We start from the raw sequence: 19,143 nt of genomic DNA, 5'->3' as shown, positions 1-19,143 counted from the left end.
ATCAATCATGGGTAAATATTTTGGGACAGATGGCGTCAGGGGGGTAGCCAATTCAGAGCTTACGCCTGAACTCGCGTTTAAGTTAGGGCGCGCTGGCGGTTATGTGCTAACGAAAGAGGCGGCGCAACCTAAGGTGTTGATTGGCCGGGATACGCGTATTTCTGGAGAAATGCTTGAGGCTTCCCTAGTGGCTGGTTTGCTTTCAATTGGCGCTGAAGTTATGCGCCTTGGAGTCATTTCAACCCCTGGCGTTGCGTTCCTGACCAAACAACTGAGCGCAACTGCGGGAATTATGATTTCCGCTTCTCATAATCCGGTTGAAGACAATGGCATTAAATTTTTCGGGTCTGACGGATTTAAGCTGCTTGATTCACAAGAAGAGGAAATAGAAGCACTCATTGACGGCGAAGATACGATGCCTCGTCCGGTTGGTGGCGATGTCGGTCAGTTAAATGACTATTTTGAGGGCGCCCAGAAATACATGCAGTTTTTAAAACAAACGGTTGAGGGCGGTTTTGAAGGAATCCACGTCGCCATTGACTGTGCCAACGGTGCTGCCTCATCGCTAGCTACGCACGTACTGGCTGATCTGGACGCAGATATATCGTCGATGGGCTCTTCGCCAAACGGAACCAATATTAATGCATGCTGCGGCTCGACCCATCCTGAAGAGCTGGCAAAGCTAGTTGTGGAAAAACAGGCAGATGTAGGCCTGGCGTTTGACGGCGATGCCGATCGTTTGATCGCAGTCAATGAAAAGGGCGAAATTGTGGACGGCGACAAGATTATGTATATTATCGCTTCCTACTTGAAAGAACAAGGGCGCCTGAACAACAACACGGTTGTCACCACTGTAATGAGCAATCTCGGTTTTTACAAAGCACTCGAGGAAAAACAAATCGAGACGAAGCAGACGGCTGTAGGCGACCGGTATGTGATGGAGGAAATGCGTAAAGGAAATTACAATCTTGGCGGCGAACAGTCTGGCCATATTATTTTTCTTGATTACAACACGACAGGCGATGGCTTGCTTACAGGCGTGCAGCTTTTAAACATTATGAAACAAACAGGGAAGCCTTTGTCCGAACTTGCCGCAGGTATGAAAACATTCCCCCAATGCTTAATCAACGTCCGCGTCACGGATAAAGATGCAGTTAAAAACAATGCCCTCGTCCAACAAGAAATCCAACGTGTGGAGGAGGCAATGGCTGGCGAAGGCCGGATCCTCGTACGCCCGTCTGGCACCGAACCACTTGTGCGGGTGATGGTCGAAGCCAAAACCGATGAGTTGTGCCAACAATACGCCAACCAAATTGTCGATGTCGTAAAAGAACAGCTTGGAGCTTGATAAAAAAGCATTGCCGCAATATGGCAATGCTTTTTTATGTAGCCAAATTTCCGCTAGAACAAGTGCTGTTTTGCCCTTTTGAATAACAAACCGTTCCGCCGAACGAAACAGGTGCATATTTTAAAATTGTGGAGAACCTATGAAATCGATTGACGGCAATTCTCCATTCCTTTATTATGAGTCTTGTATGAATTTCATACACCAAAGCGCCAGGACTGGCACGATGCCAGTTGACGAGGAGAGGGCTAATCGAACTTTCGGCGGGTTCCCTCCGGCTGCGTGTGACAGCCGCAAGCTTTTGTCAAAACAATGGGGTGACCTGTTGCACAAAAACAAAAGCAGCACGCAACAAATTCAAAGAGTGGGGGCACGTCTGCCCCTGCAGGTCGATGCTCCCACTGCGGGAGGATACGAAAAATATGTGTGGAATTGTTGGGTACATCGGAAATGAGGATGCAAAGGAAATCTTGCTAAGTGGTCTGGAAAAACTGGAATACCGGGGCTACGACTCCGCTGGCATTGCAGTCCGGACAGAAAGCGGTACCGAGGTGTTTAAGGAAAAGGGCCGAATCGCCACATTGCGCAAGGCTGTTGATGAAAATGTCCACTCAACAGTCGGAATCGGGCATACGCGCTGGGCGACTCATGGCGTCCCAAGCCAATTAAACGCACACCCTCATCAAAGCGCAACAGAACGGTATACGCTCGTACACAATGGTGTCATTGAAAACTACGAGCAAATTAAGCGCGATTATTTAGCCGATGTACAGCTAAAAAGCGATACGGACACGGAAGTGATTGTTCAGTTTATTGAACAATTGGCTGGGGAAGGACTTACAACCGAAGAAGCTGTCAGCAAAGCGCTCTCGCTTATGAAGGGCTCTTATGCGATTGCTCTTCTTGATAAGGACGACCCAGACACGATTTTTGTCGGAAAAAACAAGAGCCCGCTTTTAGTTGGTGTTGGCGAAAATGCGAATGTCGTTGCCTCAGACGCAATGGCGATGCTTACTGTCACTGATCAGTTTATTGAAATCATGGATGAAGAGCTCGTGATAGTCAGACGCGATCGCATTGAAATCAAAACATTGGCCGGTGATGTGCAAGAGCGCAAGCCTTACACAGCCGAGCTTGATGTAAGCGACATTGAAAAAGGCACATACGCCCACTTTATGCTAAAAGAGATTGATGAACAACCATTCGTCATTCGCAACATCATCCAAAAGTACCAACACGAAGATGGCAGCACGCGCCTCGATGAAGACATCCGCGCAGCAATGAAAGAAAGCGACCGGATTTACATTGTTGCAGCAGGAACAAGCTACCATGCTGGCCTAGTTGGAAAACAGCTGCTCGAACGCGTTTCCGGCAAACCGACAGAAGTGCATATTGCGAGCGAATTTTTGTACAATATGCCGCTCTTATCTGAAAAACCACTCTTTGTCTTTATTTCACAAAGCGGCGAAACTGCTGATTCCCGCGGCGTGCTCGTGAACGTCAAAAAACAAGGCCACCGCACGCTTACAATTACAAATGTGCCAGGATCGACGCTTTCCCGTGAAGCCGATTATACGCTGCACACGTTTGCAGGGCCAGAAATAGCTGTCGCTTCTACAAAAGCATACACAGCACAAATTGCTGTTCTCGCCTTGCTTGCTGTTGATGTAGCCAACGCAGCAGGAAAAACGCTTGATTTTGATTTGCTGCAAGAGCTAGCCATCGCTGCCAATGCAATGGAGTCGCTCTGCAACCAAAAAGACGAAATGGAACAAATTGCCCGCGATTACTTATCCGTGACACGCAATGCATTCTTTATCGGCCGTACATCCGATTACTTCGTGGCCCTTGAAGGGGCATTGAAGTTAAAAGAGATTTCCTATATTCAAGCAGAAGGATTTGCCGGCGGCGAACTGAAGCATGGCACCATCGCGCTTATTGAAGACGGAACGCCTGTCATTGCCCTCGCTACGCAAGAGCATGTCAACTTAAGCATTCGTGGCAATGTGCAAGAAGTCGCAAGCCGAGGAGCAGCCACAGCGATCATTTCGATGGAAGGTTTAGACCAAGAAGGCGATGCGGTTGTCTTGCCGCGCGTACACGAATTGCTGACGCCACTTGTCTCGGTCATTCCGACACAGCTGATTGCCTACTATGCCGCGCTGCACAGAGGCTGCGACGTCGACAAACCACGGAACTTAGCGAAGAGCGTGACGGTGGAGTAGGGTTGTTGTTATCCTGAATGAGAAATCTGGTTTTTAAAAAATCGTGAAGGTTCACCCCTTTGGTTATGCTTAGCCAAAGGGGTGTTTTTTGTAGGTGAACAAAGAACATTTAAAAGGGGAATGGGATAGATTATAAACGATTTACATATAAAACCTTTTAGGTTGTAGAATATTTACCGTGTATTGAGGCCCGTGCCCCGTGGCAGGCACGAGAAAAATTTTGGTCAATTATTTCCCGAATTAAAAAAATAAAGTGGAATCGCCAATGTTTGTTGATCCCTGCATATTTACCATCGGCTTTTCCGTAGCGAGGCATCAATAAAGTGTTTCGCATACCAGGCATGGCGCACTTTGCCGATAACATTGCTCGAACTGGCTACAGTTTGCTAAAAGGGGGACTAAACGGGGATAGATGCACTATCCGAAGTTCAATGCTATAGAAGAGATTCATTTTAAATCAATCCCTTTTTTCACGTTCCGTTTTGTGAACAACAAGATTTTCTAACAATAAGTTCAGTGTCGACAAAGATTTTCATTTTAACATCTTCATTGTGATCTATTTCTCTAGTTAACTTCTCGACAGCAAGTGATGAAATTTTATCTTTCTTTACATGGATCGTCGTTAATTCTGGACTTATTATTTTTGACTCAGTAATATTATCGAAACCAATGACTGATATATCTTCAGGAACGGTTAAGTTTAAATCGTTAAGTGTTTTGATTACGCTAATCGCCATGTAGTCGCATTCACAAAATAAGGCTGTAGGCAAGTTGCCTTTTAAATTCAATATCGATTGCTTGAACGCTTCTTGAACAGAGACATCGGTAGGTGACATTTGAAATATGTGTTCAGGCTTGATCATTAAATTGTTTTCTGAAATGACTTTTTGGAACCCTCTTTTTCTCATATTAAAATTGTACATTCTAGAGTTAGATTCAACATAGCCAATCTTTTTATGACCTAATCCTACAAGATATTCCCCCGCTTGATAGGCCCCCAAAGCATTATTCATTACTATAAAGCTAACATCTAAGGTTTCAAAGCATGTATCTAAAACAATCAAATTTGGTTGCAATTTAGCTACAGCTTTGATTTGCTCTTCAGTTAAGTTTGTTCCTAGCATTAATATTCCAGAAGAACGTTGCTGTTTCTCTAGGTTAGTTATTTCTTGCTCCAATGAGTCAACATTGATTGAGGAAATGATTAAAGAATATCCTTTTGAGGTAATAGATTGATCTATATTATTAATTAACTCCATAAAAAAAGATTGAGATTGATATTGATCAGTGATAATTCCGGTATGTGTACATGCGACAAAACGGAAAATCTTTGATTTGTTATTGTTGGGTGCTTTTGAAAAAGGTCTTGGGTTATAATCGTGCTTTTCTGCGATTTTTAAAATTCTTTCTCTCGTTTCTTGACTGACACCAGGCTTTCCATTTAAAGCCAATGAAACGGCGGACTTGGAGACCTTGGCAATTTTTGCAATGTCATCAATCTTCATCTATATCCTCCAACTTAAATTAATTGAGATGTCCTGTATCATTCTAATAACTTATTTATACATAGTTTAGTGGAAGAATTTAGTGATGTCAAACTTGTTGAAATAGGCATCTAATCAGGTAAAACATACTAAAATAAAAAGGTTTAAGTTTAAAAATGACTAAACATAACTAAATTAAAACGGTTACATTGTATAAAAAATAAATGTAAATTTTATATAAATGTGTTGACTTCGGTTTAGTTAGGGTGATACTCTAATCTCGATAACTAACTCGTATTAATCCGGTTTTATTAGATTTTCATCGTTTTTTTAGTTTTTTGTTTACTTTTGTTTAGGAGTATTAAAGTTAAAATTGTGGGGGGAGTAATATGGATAAGCTAAAGTTGGGCTTTGCTCCAACACGGAGATTCGTGTTTAGTAAAGAAGACGCATATAAATACAAAGAGTTGATAATAAAGAAAATAAAGAGTTTTGGATTGGAAATAGAAATTGTCGATTTAGAAGGAATCAATGACGAAGGTCTACTATATAATCGTTCAGATGAAGCTGCGATTGTAAATCGATTTCAATCTAAGGGTGTAGATGCATTATTTTTTCCGCATTGTAATTTTGGTACGGAAGATCTTGTGGCCAAAATTGCCAAAGCAGTCGATAAACCTATATTAATATGGGGACCGAGAGATGAGGCTCCACTGGAAAATGGGATGCGACTGCGGGATACGCAATGTGGAATCTTTGCAACAGGCAAGGTGCTTCGCAGGTTTAACGTACCGTTTACTTATATAACAAACAGTGCTGTTGATTCTAAAGTCTTTGAAAGAGGATTTAAAAATTTTATCGGTGCCGCGAATGTTGTGAAGCAATTTAAACAGCTCCGAATCCTTCAAATCTCAACCAGACCTTCTGATTTTTGGTCAGTGATATGTAATGAAGGGGAATTGCTGGAAAAGTTCGGGATCCAAATTTACCCGATTACCTTAGATGAAATAAAGCAAAAAACGTTAAAAGTTGAGGAAGAAGGAAGTGCAGAGTTAGATCAAGCGATCGACTATATTAAAGAAACACTTGACTGGAGCATGGTTGAAGAAAAATACATTCGTCGTATTGCTTCACTAAAAGTTGCGATGAAGCGATATGCCGAAGAAACAGGCAGCTCAGCTATTGCTATTCAATGCTGGTCTACATTACAAGACATCATTGGAATTATGCCTTGTTTGGCAAATGCAATCTTAACTGATGAACAAATCCCAGTTACTTGCGAAACAGATATTCATGGTGCAATCACATCCATTATGGTTCAAGCAGCAACTTTGAACACGTTACCAACTTTTTTTGCAGATATTACAATTAGACACCCTGAAAATCCAAATGGAGAGTTGCTATTCCATTGTGGAAATTTTCCGGTTTCCCTAAGTGTGGAAGAGAAGCCTAAGTTAAATAAACACTTTTTATTTGAAGATCATTCACCTGGTACGCATGAAGGGGAGATAAAAGGCGGGGAGATGACAATCGCGCGCTTTGATGGTGACCATGGAGAGTATTCCATTTTTTTAGGGAAAGCTAAAGGAATTGAAGGGCCATATTCAAGAGGGTCGTATGTATGGGTAGAAGTGAATGATTGGCCGCTATGGGAAGAAAAATTAGTTAAAGGTCCATATATTCACCATTCAACTGGAATTCATGCCAATGTCATACCCGTTATATATGAAGCGTGTCAATATATACCTGGTTTAACACCAGACCCTGTGGATCCTACAACAGAAGAGATTCAAGCTTGGTTGCGTGGCAGTGACATTAATGAATAATGCAATTGGAGGGAGATTTATGGAGGATATAAAATTTTTGAAGCGTAAAGCTGTTGAGATCAGAAAGTTGTTGCTTGAAACAATTTATGAAGCTGGTACAGGTCATACAGGCTCATCCTTATCAAACACTGATATTTTAACAGTTCTTTACTATAGTGTGATGAATGTCGACCCGCAAAATCCAACATGGGAAGATAGGGATCGTTATATTCAGAGTAAAGGTCATGCCGTTGAATCTTATTGGGCGGTATTAGCTGATAGGGGGTTTTTCCCAAAAGAAGAATTAAAAACGTTTTCTAAATTCAAGTCTAGATTAATAGGACATCCGAATAATAAGGTTTCAGGCGTGGAGATGAACACTGGGTCATTAGGGCACGGATTATCAATATCGGTGGGAATGGCTTTAGCCGCTAAGCAGGATCATAAATCCTATAGAGTTTTCACATTAATGGGGGATGGTGAGCTAGCAGAAGGCTCTGTTTGGGAAGCCGCTATGGCTGCATCACAATATAAGCTAGACAACTTAATTGGAATCATTGATAGAAATAGATTGCAAATCACTGGTCGTACAAGCGATGTTATGAATAATGAACCACTTGATAAAAAGTGGGAAAGCTTTGGTTGGAGTGTGGTTGAAGTTGATGGCAATGATGTAGCTGAACTAGTAAGAGTTCTAAATGAAGTGCCCAAGACGATTGGAAAACCTACAATCATTCTTGCCAACACAATTAAAGGGAAGGGCATATCACTGGCAGAAAATGTGGCTGGTTGGCACCATCACGTTCCAACTAAAAAAGAGTATGAATTAGCAATGAAGGAACTTTCTGAGCAATTGGAGGTATTATCATGAATCATGCAGCACTTAAAAAGAAACCTGGAAATAAGATTGCAAACCGGAAAGTCATCAGTGATACTCTGCTACATTTGGCAAAAAAAATAAAGACATTTTAGTATTAACAAGTGATTCCAGAGGTTCAGCATCCATGGCGTCAATCGCAGATGCGCTGCCAGACCAACTGGTAGAAGTAGGAATAGCAGAGCAAAACTTAGTAGGGATTGCAGCCGGCTTGGCGGCGTCTGGAAAAAAGCCGTTTGTAGCTTCTCCGGCCTGTTTTCTAAGCATGCGAAGCATAGAGCAGATTAAAGTTGATATTGCTTACTCAAGAACGAATGTTAAGTTAATTGGAATTAGCGGCGGTGTGAGTTATGGAGCGCTTGGTATGTCACATCACTCCCTACAAGATTTGGCCGTGACCAGAGCCATACCGGATTTACACGTCATGATGCCTGCTGATCGTCATGAAGCCAAAAAAATGACCGAAGCCTTAGTGGATTATCATACACCTGTTTATATGAGAATTGGCAGAAACCCTGTGGAGGATTCTTATATAAATGAGAATTACGATTTTGAAATTGGCAAGGCAGTTACGATGCATGAAGGAAACGATCTAACCATCATTGCATCGGGAGAAACTGTACGCATTGCACTTGATGCAGCTTATTTACTTAAATCAGAAGGGATTGCTTGCAGAGTATTAAATATGCATACGATCAAGCCGCTAGATGAGAAAGCTGTTATAAAAGCAGCTAAAGAAACGGCACGAATCATTACGATAGAGGAACATAGTATTTATGGCGGACTTGGTTCTGCCGTTTCAGAAGTGATTTCACAAAATTACCCTGTTCCTATCAAAATCATTGGCATTCCGGATGAACCAGCGATAACAGGCAATACAAAAGAAGTGTTTGAACATTATGGCTTGAGTGCTCCAAATGTTTCTACTATCGCTAAAGAAATGATTGGTAACGAGTGAGGTTGTTAAAATGGATGACCAATACATTCTTGTTATAGACCAGAGCACATCTGGCACAAAAGCGCTTATTGTCGATCAACAAGGCAATGTTGTAGCAAAAAAGACAGGAAGCCACAAGCAAATATATCCTCAATCGGGTTGGGTGGAACATGACCCGATTGAGATATATGAACGTGTAAAGGAAGTAATTAATGCAATAGCTGAATCCAATCAAACAATAATTAGCAAACTAAAAGCCCTTACAATAACAAATCAGCGCGAGACGGTTATTGTTTGGGACAAGCAAACGGGAGAGCCGGTTTATAACGCAATCGTATGGCAATGTCGGAGAACTACTTCTATATGTACATTTCTGAAACAGGAAGGATATGAAGAAAAGATTCATTCGAAGACTGGTCTAACGATTGATCCTTACTTCTCTGCGACTAAAGTAAAGTGGATTCTAGATAATATTACAGGTGCACGAGAGAGGGCGGAAAATGGCGACCTTTTACTCGGAACAATGGATAGCTGGTTGTTATGGAAGCTGACAACTGGGAGCGTTCACGCTACAGACGTAACAAATGCGAGTAGAACACTACTATTTAATATTAATTCCTTAAATTGGGATGATGAATTGCTTGATATTTTTGATATACCAAAATTAATGTTACCTGAAGTGAAATTTTCTGATGAAGTATATGGGTTCATAGAAGATAGAGAATTATTCATCCCTAAGATTCCTGTATCGGGGATTATAGGTGATTCTCAAGCAGCTCTGTTTGCACAACGGTGTTTTGATAAAGGTATGGCAAAAGCTACTTTTGGGACAGGAACATCGGTAATGGTGTATACAGAAGAACACGTAGATGCGAAAGACGGTTTGGTTACTTCCATAGCTTGGGGTCTTAATGGAGAGGTTACGTATGCTTCCGAAGGAATCATCCATACGACAGGTGACATTATGAAGTGGATGAAAGAGGATTTAACTTTATTCGATGATTTCTCTGAAGCTGAAACATTGGCGGCTATGTTGGAGGATAATGGTGGCGTATATTTAGTACCTGCATTTGTTGGACTAGGTGCGCCTTATTGGAGTCCAAATACACGGGCTGGTATTACGGGTATGAGCAGAAACACGAACAAATCTCACATTATAAGAGCAGGATTAGAGAGTATCGTGTACCAGGTAAAAGACGTTGTACAGCTTATCTATCAAGATACGAATGTAGCTGTAAAAGAATTAAAAGTCGATGGCGGTGCAACAACAAATGCATTTTTAATGCAATTTCTATCTGATGTACTTGGAATTAGAGTGATCGTCTCAAATGTTTCCGAGTTATCGGCTCTAGGTTCTGCATACCTTGGTGGGCTCGGCATACGTTTATGGGATTCTATCGAAGTGATTGACCAACTAAGGAATGAACAACATATTTTTGAGCCGAAAATGAGTCCAAAAAAAAGAGAAAAGTTCTATTCAGAATGGAAAAATGCAATTCACGCACTTTTAACCTAAATGGTTCTGTTAACTCCGATACCAAAGGGGGTGAGCGACGACTTAACCTTGTAGGTGTATAGTCATTGTATGAGCGACATCGTAGAAAAATTTCAACTTTCTGTACAGGTGAGGAAGAGTGGACAGGTTTTTGTCTTACGAATGTAGAGGTATTGGTGAATACTGGATTGGAGGTCTGGAATTTGAATAATGAAAAGCTTGCGAGACAAATTATCCAAGAGGTAGGCGGTAAAGAGAATATTAACAGCGTGATACACTGTGTGACGCGCTTAAGGTTCAAGCTTAAAGATCAATCTCTTGCGAAAACAGAAGTGATAAAAAATTTGCCTGGAGTAATGACAGTTGTAATAAGCGGTGGACAGTACCAAGTTGTAATTGGTAATCAAGTTTCCAATGTTTATGCTGAAGTATCCAAATTACTCGGAAAAGAAACTGCTGAAGAGATAGATGAAACGGTTGAAGAAGAAGGGGGGATGTTTAGCAAGTTTGTATCACTGATGTCCGGAATATTTATGCCTGTAATGGGGGTATTAGCCGCTGCTGGTATTTTAAAAGGGTTTTTGGTTGCTTTAACAGTACTTGGTTGGATATCAGAGGAAATGGGCGTTTACAAGATTTTATTTGCTGCTTCAGATGCATTCTTTTATTTCCTGCCCATTTTACTTGGATTCTCAGCCGGTAAAACATTTAAAACGAATCAATATATAACAGCTACTATCGGGGCTGCGCTTGTTTATCCTACGATGTTGGAAATGTATAATGCTGGTGAAGCGTTAACTTTTCTTCAGATCCCTGTTGTCTTAATGAATTATACGCAATCAGTTATACCGATTATTCTGGCTGCATTCATTATAGCCAAATTGGAGAAATTGCTTCTTCAAGCAATTCCAAAGGCACTGCAATTAATTTTTGTTCCTTTAATCATATTAGTAATCATCGTTCCTTTATCATTTATTGTAATAGGGCCGATTTCTGTATATGCTAGTGAATTGTTAGCTAAAGGGGCTATGGCTTTGTATTCATTAAGCCCTGCTATTACAGGCTTAGTTCTTGCTGGAATATGGCAAATAGCGGTTATATTTGGACTGCATTGGGCTTTTATTCCAATTTTCATAAATAATATAACAACAATGGGCTTCGATCCTATTAATGCTTTATTGTATTGTACTGTTTTTGCTCAAACTGGTTCAGCTTTGGCTGTTGCATTAAAAACAAAAGAAACCAAAATGAAAACGTTATCAACAACAGCTACATTATCTGGATTTTTAGGTATTACAGAACCTGCAATTTATGGGGTTAACTTACCGCTGAAACGGCCATTTATTATGGCGTGTATTGGCGGCGGTGTAGGTGGCGCAATCGCAGGATTTTTTAGCGGGAAGATGTATGGAGGATTTGCTTCAGGTGGTGTTTTTGGTATCCCGATGTTTATTGATCCGAAAGGTGTTACCTCAGAATTTTATGGATTTGTCATTTCACTGATTGCCGCTTTGACAATTGCATTTATCTTGACTTACCTATTTGGGTATAACCAAAAAATGCAATTAAAACATGATAAAAAAGTAACATAACACAATGAAGACAACAACTTAATTTGTTTTCGGTGATATCCTATCTTTAAGGAACACTATTTGAGGGAGAATAGTTGATGACACACTATTTTCTCTTCTCTTTGAATTGGGAGGGAATGATTTGACAAAATTAACAGTTTCAAAAAACAAACGACATTTAGAAACGGAAAAAGGGGACAAATTCTTTTTCTTAGCTGACACGGTGTGGAGTGCATTTACCAATACGACTTTGGAGGAATGGGAAGATTACCTTAATTATAGAAAGATCCAAGGCTTTAATGTTCTTCAAATCAACATTCTCCAACAATGGGATGCTAGTGAAACGTCTTTGAATATCAAACCGTTTGAATACAAGGATGACGGTTCCTTCAACTTTTACAAGAGAAATGATACTTACTTTGAACGTGCTGAAAAGATGGTTGCAATGGCGGTAGAAAAAGGGTTTGTACCAGCACTCGTACTATTGTGGTGTAACTATGTTCCAGATACATGGGGATCTGAGATTAGTGATGTAAATAATATGCCTCTGGAATTAGTTGAGGATTATATAAAGTATATTGATGGTAGATTTTCTAAATATGATCCTATTTATTTGGTAAGTGGAGATACTGATTTTCCAACAGATCGGACCATTGAATATTACTCGTTAGCTTTAAACACAATCAAGCGATTAAGCCCTCATTGTCTAACGACTTTGCATATCAGAGGGAGATTGCAGGAAATACCCGATGCGTTTTTATATAGTGACAAATTAGACTTTTATATGTTTCAATCCGGGCACAACGCTCAATTCCAAAATATGACGTACAAACTTGCAGAAGGGTTTAGCAACAAGCCGGTCAGAAGACCTTCCCTTAATTCAGAGCCTTGTTATGAAAAAATGGGTTATAGCAGGAATTTATATGGACGATTTAATCAGTTTGATGTCAGAAAAGCTGCATGGCAAAGTTTATTATCTGGTGCTAGTGCAGGTATTACCTATGGGGCTCACGGCATATGGAGTTGGCATAAGAAGGGGAAAGGGTTCGGACTAATTGGCGAAGCTTTTGATAGACCTTATGATTGGAAGGATGCATTAAAGTTTGAAGGTGCCTGGGATTATGCTTTCGCTAAGAAGGTATTTAAACTATATGATCTTTATGACTTGCAACCGCTGGATATCGTCTTAAAAAACACAGAAGAAATTAGAGTTGCGAGTAACAGTGATTCAACTAAAATTGCCATTTATGTTCCTGTTAACACAGTTTTAAAGCTAGACAAGCTTCTTGAAGATTATGAATTCACGATCATAGATTTAGAACAAAGACGTTTTGGAGAAGCCGATGTGTCATATGAAGAGAATCGAACAATTATTGATATGCATATGTTCGACTCAGATGTTCTCATAATTGGTGAAAAAAGATTTGATTAATGATTTAGGAAGGGAAGAAAATGTTAGCGAAGATATTCAAGCATAAGAAGAGAATTGAAAAAGAGAAAATTTTTTCTCCACTTACAGGTGAATTGTTACCGCTAGAGCAGGTTCCCGACCCTGTCTTCTCACAAAAAATGATGGGTGATGGTGTTGCTATCATACCGGAAGAAGGTGTCCTCGTATCTCCTGTTGAAGGAAAAGTTGTTCAAGTTTTTCACACAAAGCATGCGATAGGCATTACATCTGTTTCCGGCCTAGAAATACTTTTGCATGTCGGATTAGAGACAGTAGAACTCAACGGTGAGGGATTTACTGCTTTAATTGAAGAAGGACAAACTGTTAAAGTAGGGGATCCTTTATTAAACTTTGATATTTCATTATTAAAAGATAAAAATAAGGAAATCATTACACCGATCATCATTACAAATTATTCGGATAAAGTAGACGAGATTGAACATGTAGATCAACAAGCGGTATCAAGGGGAGAAAATCTGTTTGTATGCAACTTTAAATAGTGTGGAGGTAATGAAAATGAATCAATCTAAAATGAAATTCCCCGAAAACTTTTTATGGGGAGGAGCAACTGCAGCTAACCAGATGGAGGGCGGCTATCTTGAAGGGGGAAAAGGGTTAAATATCGCTGATGTTCTTCCTGGAGGTAAAGAGAGACTAAAAGTATTAAAAGAACCGGATTTCAATTTTGAAATTGATAAAGAAAAGTATTATCCAAATCATGAAGGAATAGACTTCTATCATCGCTACAAAGAGGATATTGCCTTATTTGCTGAAATGGGCTTCAAAGTTTATCGTATGTCAATTGCCTGGTCGCGCATTTTTCCTAATGGGAATGAATTAGAACCCAATGAAGTAGGACTTGCGTTTTATGACCGTGTATTTGATGAATTGCACAAATACGGAATTAAGCCGGTCGTAACCATTTCTCACTATGAAATGCCATTAAATCTTGTAAAAGAGTATGGCGGTTGGAGAAGTCGTGAAGTCATTGCGTTTTTTGAACGTTATGTCAATGCTATTTTCAATCGCTATAAAGACAAAGTGAAATATTGGATGACGTTTAATGAGATTAATAGTGCCTTACATTTTCCAATCATGAGCATGGGTTTTTCGATCGAAAAGGGAGAAGACAAATATCAATCGATTTTCCAGGCTTTTCACCACCAATTTGTGGCGAGTAGTATTGCTGTTCGGGCATGCCATGAAATCATTCCAGATGCTAAAATTGGGTCTATGATTATCGCCGCGCCTGTCTATTCATTTGACTGTAATCCCGAAAATGTTTTGTACGCTATGGAGGAAGAACGCATCTTTAATTATTTCTGCGGGGATGTACAAGTGCGAGGGGAATACCCTTCATTTGCGAAGCGTTTTTTTAAAAAAAACAACATATCTCTAGATATCCGTGATGGGGATTTGGAATTAATCAAAGAACATAAGGTCGACTATATCGGATTAAGTTACTATATGTCTTTAACGCAGAAAAAAGATAAAACGGGACTTGATTCTACCCCTGGTAACTTGTTAGAAGGAGTAAAAAATCCATTTTTAAAAGCAAGTGACTGGGGATGGGAAATAGATCCGACTGGTTTACGAATCGTGTTGAACAAACTTTATGACCGTTATCAAGTGCCGCTTTTCGTGGTTGAAAACGGCTTAGGCGCTTACGACAAAGTTGAAGAAGATGGTTCCATAAACGATGATTATCGAATTGATTATTTGCGTAGTCATGTTGAAGCAATGCGCGAGGCTATTCATGATGGTGTTGATTTAATAGGTTATACAAGTTGGGGATGCATTGACTTAGTGAGCGCCTCAACCGGGGAATTCTCTAAACGTTATGGATTCATATATGTTGATAAACACGATGATGGCAGTGGTACGATGAAGCGATTGAAGAAAAAATCATTCTATTGGTATAAAAATGTTATTGAAAGTAATGGCGAGGTTTTATAAAGTTTATTCGCAAGTAGATAGTGTGTAAAACCCTATCAAAGAAGTAAAAAAGAGCTAACGATATGACGTACCAAACGTTTTGTACCCCTTTTGATTTGATGATCTGAAGGGGTATTTTCATGGAACAAGGCAGAGTACCGATAGATGGGGAAGTGCCTTTACATAGTTGTGGGATGTCTTACATCTCGTCACATTGATTTAGTTCTAATCATATATTCGGCTCCATTGATCATTCTTATGTTCGAGCAGCCCATTTACTGGTCCTAGGGCAGAGACGACAATAAAACCGAAATTATCACTTGTACTATAAGATGGACAACTGGCTTCCATCATCCGCAGGATTGAGGCATTGGAGAAAAACAGGGTAAAAGAATTTATGGATTCATCGAGATAATAAAACAAATGGTATATGATCTTTATATTATTCTACCAGCTTTTTTAGTCAATATCTTACAAGAGCGCTTTACCCAAATGTGTTACACTCAGTATTAGCAATCAAAAGGAGGTTGTTCGGTGGGACGAGAGGAAAGAACAGTACGGTTTGATCATGAATTACAAATAGAAGCATACCGTTTTGAAGGAATCATGCAAAAGTTTCCGAACCACTTCCATGAATATTATGTAATTGGCTATATAGAGAGTGGGCAAAGACGGTTATCTTGTAAAAACAAAGACTATCTAATAGGCACAGGTGATGTTATCTTTTTTAACCCCATGGACAATCATGCCTGTGAATCCGTTGACAACCAGACATTAGATTATCGCTGTTTGAATATTAAGCCTGAAATTATGCGAAAAGTCGCAAAAGAGATTACAGGGCAAGATTATCTTCCTTTCTTTTCTTCTCCGGTGGCTCATCGTAGTGGACAAGCTCAATTATTACATCATCTTCACCAGATGATTATGGACGAAGTCTCAGATTTGGAGAAAGAAGAAACGTTTTATTTCTTTATTCAACAGCTTATTGAAGAATATACCGAAGCGAACACAGATACTGAACCGATAGCGATTAAACAAGAAATTGAACATGTCTGTCACTACCTAGAAGCACATTATGCAGAACAAATTACGTTAGACAATTTAGCAAAGATAGCGAACATGAACAAATATTCTTTATTACGCTCATTTACGCGAATTCGGGGGATTACTCCATATCGTTACTTACAAACCGTACGTATTAGTGAAGCGAAGAAACGGTTGGAAAAGGGTATAAAACCACTTGATGCAGCAATCGAGACAGGTTTTGTAGACCAAAGTCACTTTAGTAAGTTTTTTATGGAATTTATTGGATTGACGCCTGGGCAATACAGGGATATTTTTATCGGAGAATCGTAAATAGCTTCCGTATGGAAGTTTTCATTCTAAATGAAATGGGGATATGATGATCTTATGATTAATGAAGAAGCTCGCTTTTCTAAAGCTTTAAAATCGATTGCTAGAAATCATGAACTCAAAGCATATATTCAAAATTCCAAAGAGCTTTTTCCGATTTTAATGAAAGGTGCGAACCGATTTGTAGCTGGGGAGACACGCAGGGAAGGGATAGAACGTGTTATAAAGCTATATAACAAAGGATACCAGGTTTCACTAGAGTTTATTGGCGAAAATACAACTTCTGAAGAAGAATGTATTCATGCCAAAAATGAATTCATAGAACTAATCAAAGATCTTGGGCATAAGCTAAGGAAGGCTACCGTATCATTTGATCTTTCCCATATTGGAATGATGATTTCTGATTCAGTCGCATTTACGAATTTAAAAGAATTAGCAAAAGTAGCACAAAAACATAATATTCAACTAATGATAAGTATGGAAGAATCGCAAAAAACAGATACCATTTTATCACTATACAAACGGATAGCAAAATCGTTCTCAAATGTTGGAATAACCTTACAAGTTCATTTGGAACGTTCATTGATTGACCTAAACGATCTATTGAAGACCCCAGGTAGAATCCGTTTAGTAAAGGGCGCCTATCAAGAGCCTGAAGGCATCTATATTCCAAGATCGGAAGAATTAAATAAACGGTATATAGAATTTGTATCTATGTGTGTAGAGCGGAATCAACCATTATCTATTGCAACACATGATGAAAATCTATTGACGGAATTAAAAGCGAAAGGGCTTCTTTACAGGCCAAATGTTGAAGTAGAGATGTTGGATGGTGTACGACCTGACTTATTAAGATCTTTAAAAGAGGATGGCATTCAGGCTAAAGTGTATGTAACATATGGTAGCGAGTGGTATTTGTATGTCGTTCATCGTATTGCTGAATACCCTCCAAATATTTATACGTTCCTTTCAGATGTGATTGGACAACATACTGTCGGGGAATAGGACATGAAACGAATAGAAAACAACCATTTCCAAACTCTTAATGATTATGTGTATAAAATCCAATTGACGGTCGGGGCAACAGCAGCAGCAACATACATTATAAAAGATAATAGCATCGTAAATGAGTGGTATTCAGGTAGGCATGATTATCCTGAAAATTCACGCCCCGTGGATGAAAAAACCCAATTTAACGTTGGTTCAATCCGTAAAACATATCTCGCTCTAGCGATAAGTTTGTTAATTGAGCAAGGACGAATTAGGAGCATTAATGACGAAATTGGGACATATCTACACGAATATAAAAAGATTGCAAATGGGGTAACCTTGCGCCATCTACTTACACATACCCACGGATTAATGGAGGAACGAGGTAGGTTTGTAAGGGAATTCCCAGCTGGTGCAAACTGGGCGTACAGAAGTCCTGGTATCAGTATGCTTATTAAACTTGTTCATCATTTGTCAGGCCAACATTTGAGCACTTTTATGAGAAATAACGTATTTGATGTTTTTCAACTTATAGAAACAGGTTGGAGAACCGAGTATCATGAAAACCTTATTTACAATTACTATAAGGATAAAGATACGTGGGTTGGACCAAATAGTAGTGATGAAGGAGACCAGAGCAATTTATTCATTAGCGCACGCGACTTGGCGATGTGGGGATATATCCATCTCACAAAAGGCTGTTTAGGCGGCAAACAAGTGTTACCGAAAAGCGTGTTTGAACGAATAACAACACTTCAAACTCCTAATACCGTTCCTGCTCATCTACCACGAAATGGTTTTATATGGTGGTTACAAAGTGACACCCCTCTAAATCAAATAGGGGAACGCTTACCAAGTTGTTCTTATCAAATACTTGGCATTACCGGGTGCGCTTGTTTAGTAGTCCCGAAATACAATGCAGTGGTAGTAAGAATGTATAATCAGTTAAGCAATCCGCGCGGATACGATTATTTAAGCGATGTGAGGCAATTTGGCAATCTGGCAAATGATCTTTTAATGATGGTGTAGATCGGTATTTTGACTGATCACTCTACCTTTTGATATAAATCGCTTAGCATGAACAACACCTACATTGCCGCAAAAATAGAAGCAGCATATAGCCGCTTCTATTCGTTACTTCGTTAATTCGATTCCTTTTTCTTAGCTCCTTTATAAATAGTTACAACAATGATGACAATAATTAAAGGAACCGCTATGAACGTACCAAACAACATCATTGTATTCCAAGGCATTTAGTTAGCTCCTTCCCCATTCGTATTAATGCAATTAAGTCCAAGTGTTCGTTGTAACATCGTAAGCACCACCTGACTTTGTAAGGACAGAAGCTCTCGTCCACATTGTTGCTAAGATAGAATTGTATCTCTGTCTAGAAAAAGAAGATAACGTTAGTAGTTAAGCATTCCTTTTTAGGATATCATGGAAATCCTGTAATACAATAGGCTTGCTGAATGTGTTAATGTGATTATACAGGAACCCTCTATGCAGCACTCATTTAAGTTTGATTCGCATAACATCCAATTGAGGAGAGGTTCCCCATCTCTATGTTTCAGTTTCTACAGCCCAGTCCCCCTTCCTTTTAATCGGGACGCGTTTTCGCTAACTAGGCATAAAGCATAGAATGGCATAATTTAGAGCGATGACTCATGTGAAAAGGT

At 39.6% G+C, this 19,143-nt stretch carries 13 protein-coding genes and 1 pseudogene; 13 read left to right on the top strand and 1 reads right to left on the bottom strand.

What is annotated here, in order from left to right; all coding sequences use genetic code 11:
- Positions 1–7 precede the first annotated feature (7 nt).
- A complete protein-coding gene (gene glmM / locus BC8716_RS05255; RefSeq protein WP_094424263.1) occupies positions 8–1,348 on the top strand; it encodes a phosphoglucosamine mutase in 1,341 nt (446 codons plus the stop codon).
- A gap of 419 nt (positions 1,349–1,767) precedes the next feature.
- Positions 1,768–3,570, top strand: a complete 1,803-nt coding sequence (gene glmS, locus BC8716_RS05245; RefSeq protein WP_094424261.1) for a glutamine--fructose-6-phosphate transaminase (isomerizing) — start codon at positions 1,768–1,770, stop codon at positions 3,568–3,570.
- Positions 3,571–4,040: 470 nt separating this feature from the next.
- Here the strand turns inward: glmS and BC8716_RS05240 are convergent, their stop codons facing one another.
- The gene (locus BC8716_RS05240) at positions 4,041–5,075 is read right to left on the bottom strand and encodes a LacI family DNA-binding transcriptional regulator (protein WP_094424260.1); all 1,035 of its coding nucleotides are present in this window, start codon (positions 5,073–5,075) and stop codon (positions 4,041–4,043) included.
- Positions 5,076–5,443: 368 nt separating this feature from the next.
- Between BC8716_RS05240 and BC8716_RS05235 the strand changes: the two genes are divergently transcribed.
- The 11 genes and pseudogenes from BC8716_RS05235 (at position 5,444) to BC8716_RS05185 (ending at position 18,496) form a co-directional block, all read left to right on the top strand.
- Positions 5,444–6,880: an L-fucose/L-arabinose isomerase family protein gene (locus BC8716_RS05235; RefSeq protein ID WP_094424259.1), complete on the top strand. Its 1,437-nt coding sequence runs from the start codon at positions 5,444–5,446 to the stop codon at positions 6,878–6,880.
- A 19-nt stretch (positions 6,881–6,899) separates the two neighbouring features.
- On the top strand, positions 6,900–7,730 hold the full coding sequence (locus BC8716_RS05230) for a transketolase (RefSeq protein ID WP_094424258.1): 831 nt from the start codon (positions 6,900–6,902) through the stop codon (positions 7,728–7,730).
- Positions 7,727–8,694 (top strand): annotated as a pseudogene (locus BC8716_RS05225) (transketolase family protein). Before BC8716_RS05230 ends, BC8716_RS05225 begins: the two are co-directional and overlap by 4 nt.
- Before the next feature lie 10 nt (positions 8,695–8,704).
- Entirely contained in the window at positions 8,705–10,189 is a 1,485-nt protein-coding gene (glpK, locus tag BC8716_RS05220) for a glycerol kinase GlpK (RefSeq protein ID WP_094424257.1), read from the top strand.
- Positions 10,190–10,371: 182 nt separating this feature from the next.
- Complete coding sequence (locus BC8716_RS05215; RefSeq protein ID WP_094424256.1) at positions 10,372–11,760, top strand: PTS transporter subunit EIIC; 1,389 nt, start codon at positions 10,372–10,374, stop codon at positions 11,758–11,760.
- A 121-nt stretch (positions 11,761–11,881) separates the two neighbouring features.
- Positions 11,882–13,171, top strand: a complete 1,290-nt coding sequence (locus BC8716_RS05210) for a glycoside hydrolase family 140 protein (RefSeq protein ID WP_094424255.1) — start codon at positions 11,882–11,884, stop codon at positions 13,169–13,171.
- A gap of 20 nt (positions 13,172–13,191) precedes the next feature.
- Entirely contained in the window at positions 13,192–13,689 is a 498-nt protein-coding gene (locus BC8716_RS05205; RefSeq protein ID WP_094424254.1) for a PTS sugar transporter subunit IIA, read from the top strand.
- A gap of 16 nt (positions 13,690–13,705) precedes the next feature.
- Positions 13,706–15,145 (top strand): glycoside hydrolase family 1 protein, encoded by a 1,440-nt coding sequence (locus BC8716_RS05200; protein ID WP_094424253.1) that lies wholly within the window; start codon positions 13,706–13,708, stop codon positions 15,143–15,145.
- A gap of 513 nt (positions 15,146–15,658) precedes the next feature.
- On the top strand, positions 15,659–16,480 hold the full coding sequence (locus BC8716_RS05195) for an AraC family ligand binding domain-containing protein (RefSeq protein WP_094424252.1): 822 nt from the start codon (positions 15,659–15,661) through the stop codon (positions 16,478–16,480).
- A 54-nt stretch (positions 16,481–16,534) separates the two neighbouring features.
- Complete coding sequence (locus BC8716_RS05190) at positions 16,535–17,482, top strand: proline dehydrogenase family protein (RefSeq protein WP_094429170.1); 948 nt, start codon at positions 16,535–16,537, stop codon at positions 17,480–17,482.
- A 3-nt stretch (positions 17,483–17,485) separates the two neighbouring features.
- A complete protein-coding gene (locus tag BC8716_RS05185) occupies positions 17,486–18,496 on the top strand; it encodes a serine hydrolase domain-containing protein (protein ID WP_094424251.1) in 1,011 nt (336 codons plus the stop codon).
- Positions 18,497–19,143 lie beyond the last annotated feature (647 nt).

The organism is Shouchella clausii (genome assembly GCF_002250115.1).
GTDB classification, from domain to species: Bacteria; Bacillota; Bacilli; order Bacillales; family Bacillaceae_D; genus Shouchella; species Shouchella clausii.
The sequence above is the reverse complement of the archived record's forward strand: the minus strand, read 5'-3'. Positions and strand labels throughout refer to the sequence as shown.

Excerpts from the sequence above, each read along its gene's own strand:
- glmM (WP_094424263.1), top strand. The coding sequence starts at position 8 with ATGGGTAAATATTTTGGGACAGATGGCGTCAGGGGGGTAGCCAATTCA.
- glmS (WP_094424261.1), top strand. The coding sequence starts at position 1,768 with ATGTGTGGAATTGTTGGGTACATCGGAAATGAGGATGCAAAGGAAATC.
- BC8716_RS05240 (WP_094424260.1), bottom strand. The coding sequence starts at position 5,075 with ATGAAGATTGATGACATTGCAAAAATTGCCAAGGTCTCCAAGTCCGCC.
- BC8716_RS05235 (WP_094424259.1), top strand. The coding sequence starts at position 5,444 with ATGGATAAGCTAAAGTTGGGCTTTGCTCCAACACGGAGATTCGTGTTT.
- BC8716_RS05230 (WP_094424258.1), top strand. The coding sequence starts at position 6,900 with ATGGAGGATATAAAATTTTTGAAGCGTAAAGCTGTTGAGATCAGAAAG.
- glpK (WP_094424257.1), top strand. The coding sequence starts at position 8,705 with ATGGATGACCAATACATTCTTGTTATAGACCAGAGCACATCTGGCACA.
- BC8716_RS05205 (WP_094424254.1), top strand. The coding sequence starts at position 13,192 with ATGTTAGCGAAGATATTCAAGCATAAGAAGAGAATTGAAAAAGAGAAA.
- BC8716_RS05200 (WP_094424253.1), top strand. The coding sequence starts at position 13,706 with ATGAATCAATCTAAAATGAAATTCCCCGAAAACTTTTTATGGGGAGGA.
- BC8716_RS05190 (WP_094429170.1), top strand. The coding sequence starts at position 16,535 with ATGATTAATGAAGAAGCTCGCTTTTCTAAAGCTTTAAAATCGATTGCT.
- BC8716_RS05185 (WP_094424251.1), top strand. The coding sequence starts at position 17,486 with ATGAAACGAATAGAAAACAACCATTTCCAAACTCTTAATGATTATGTG.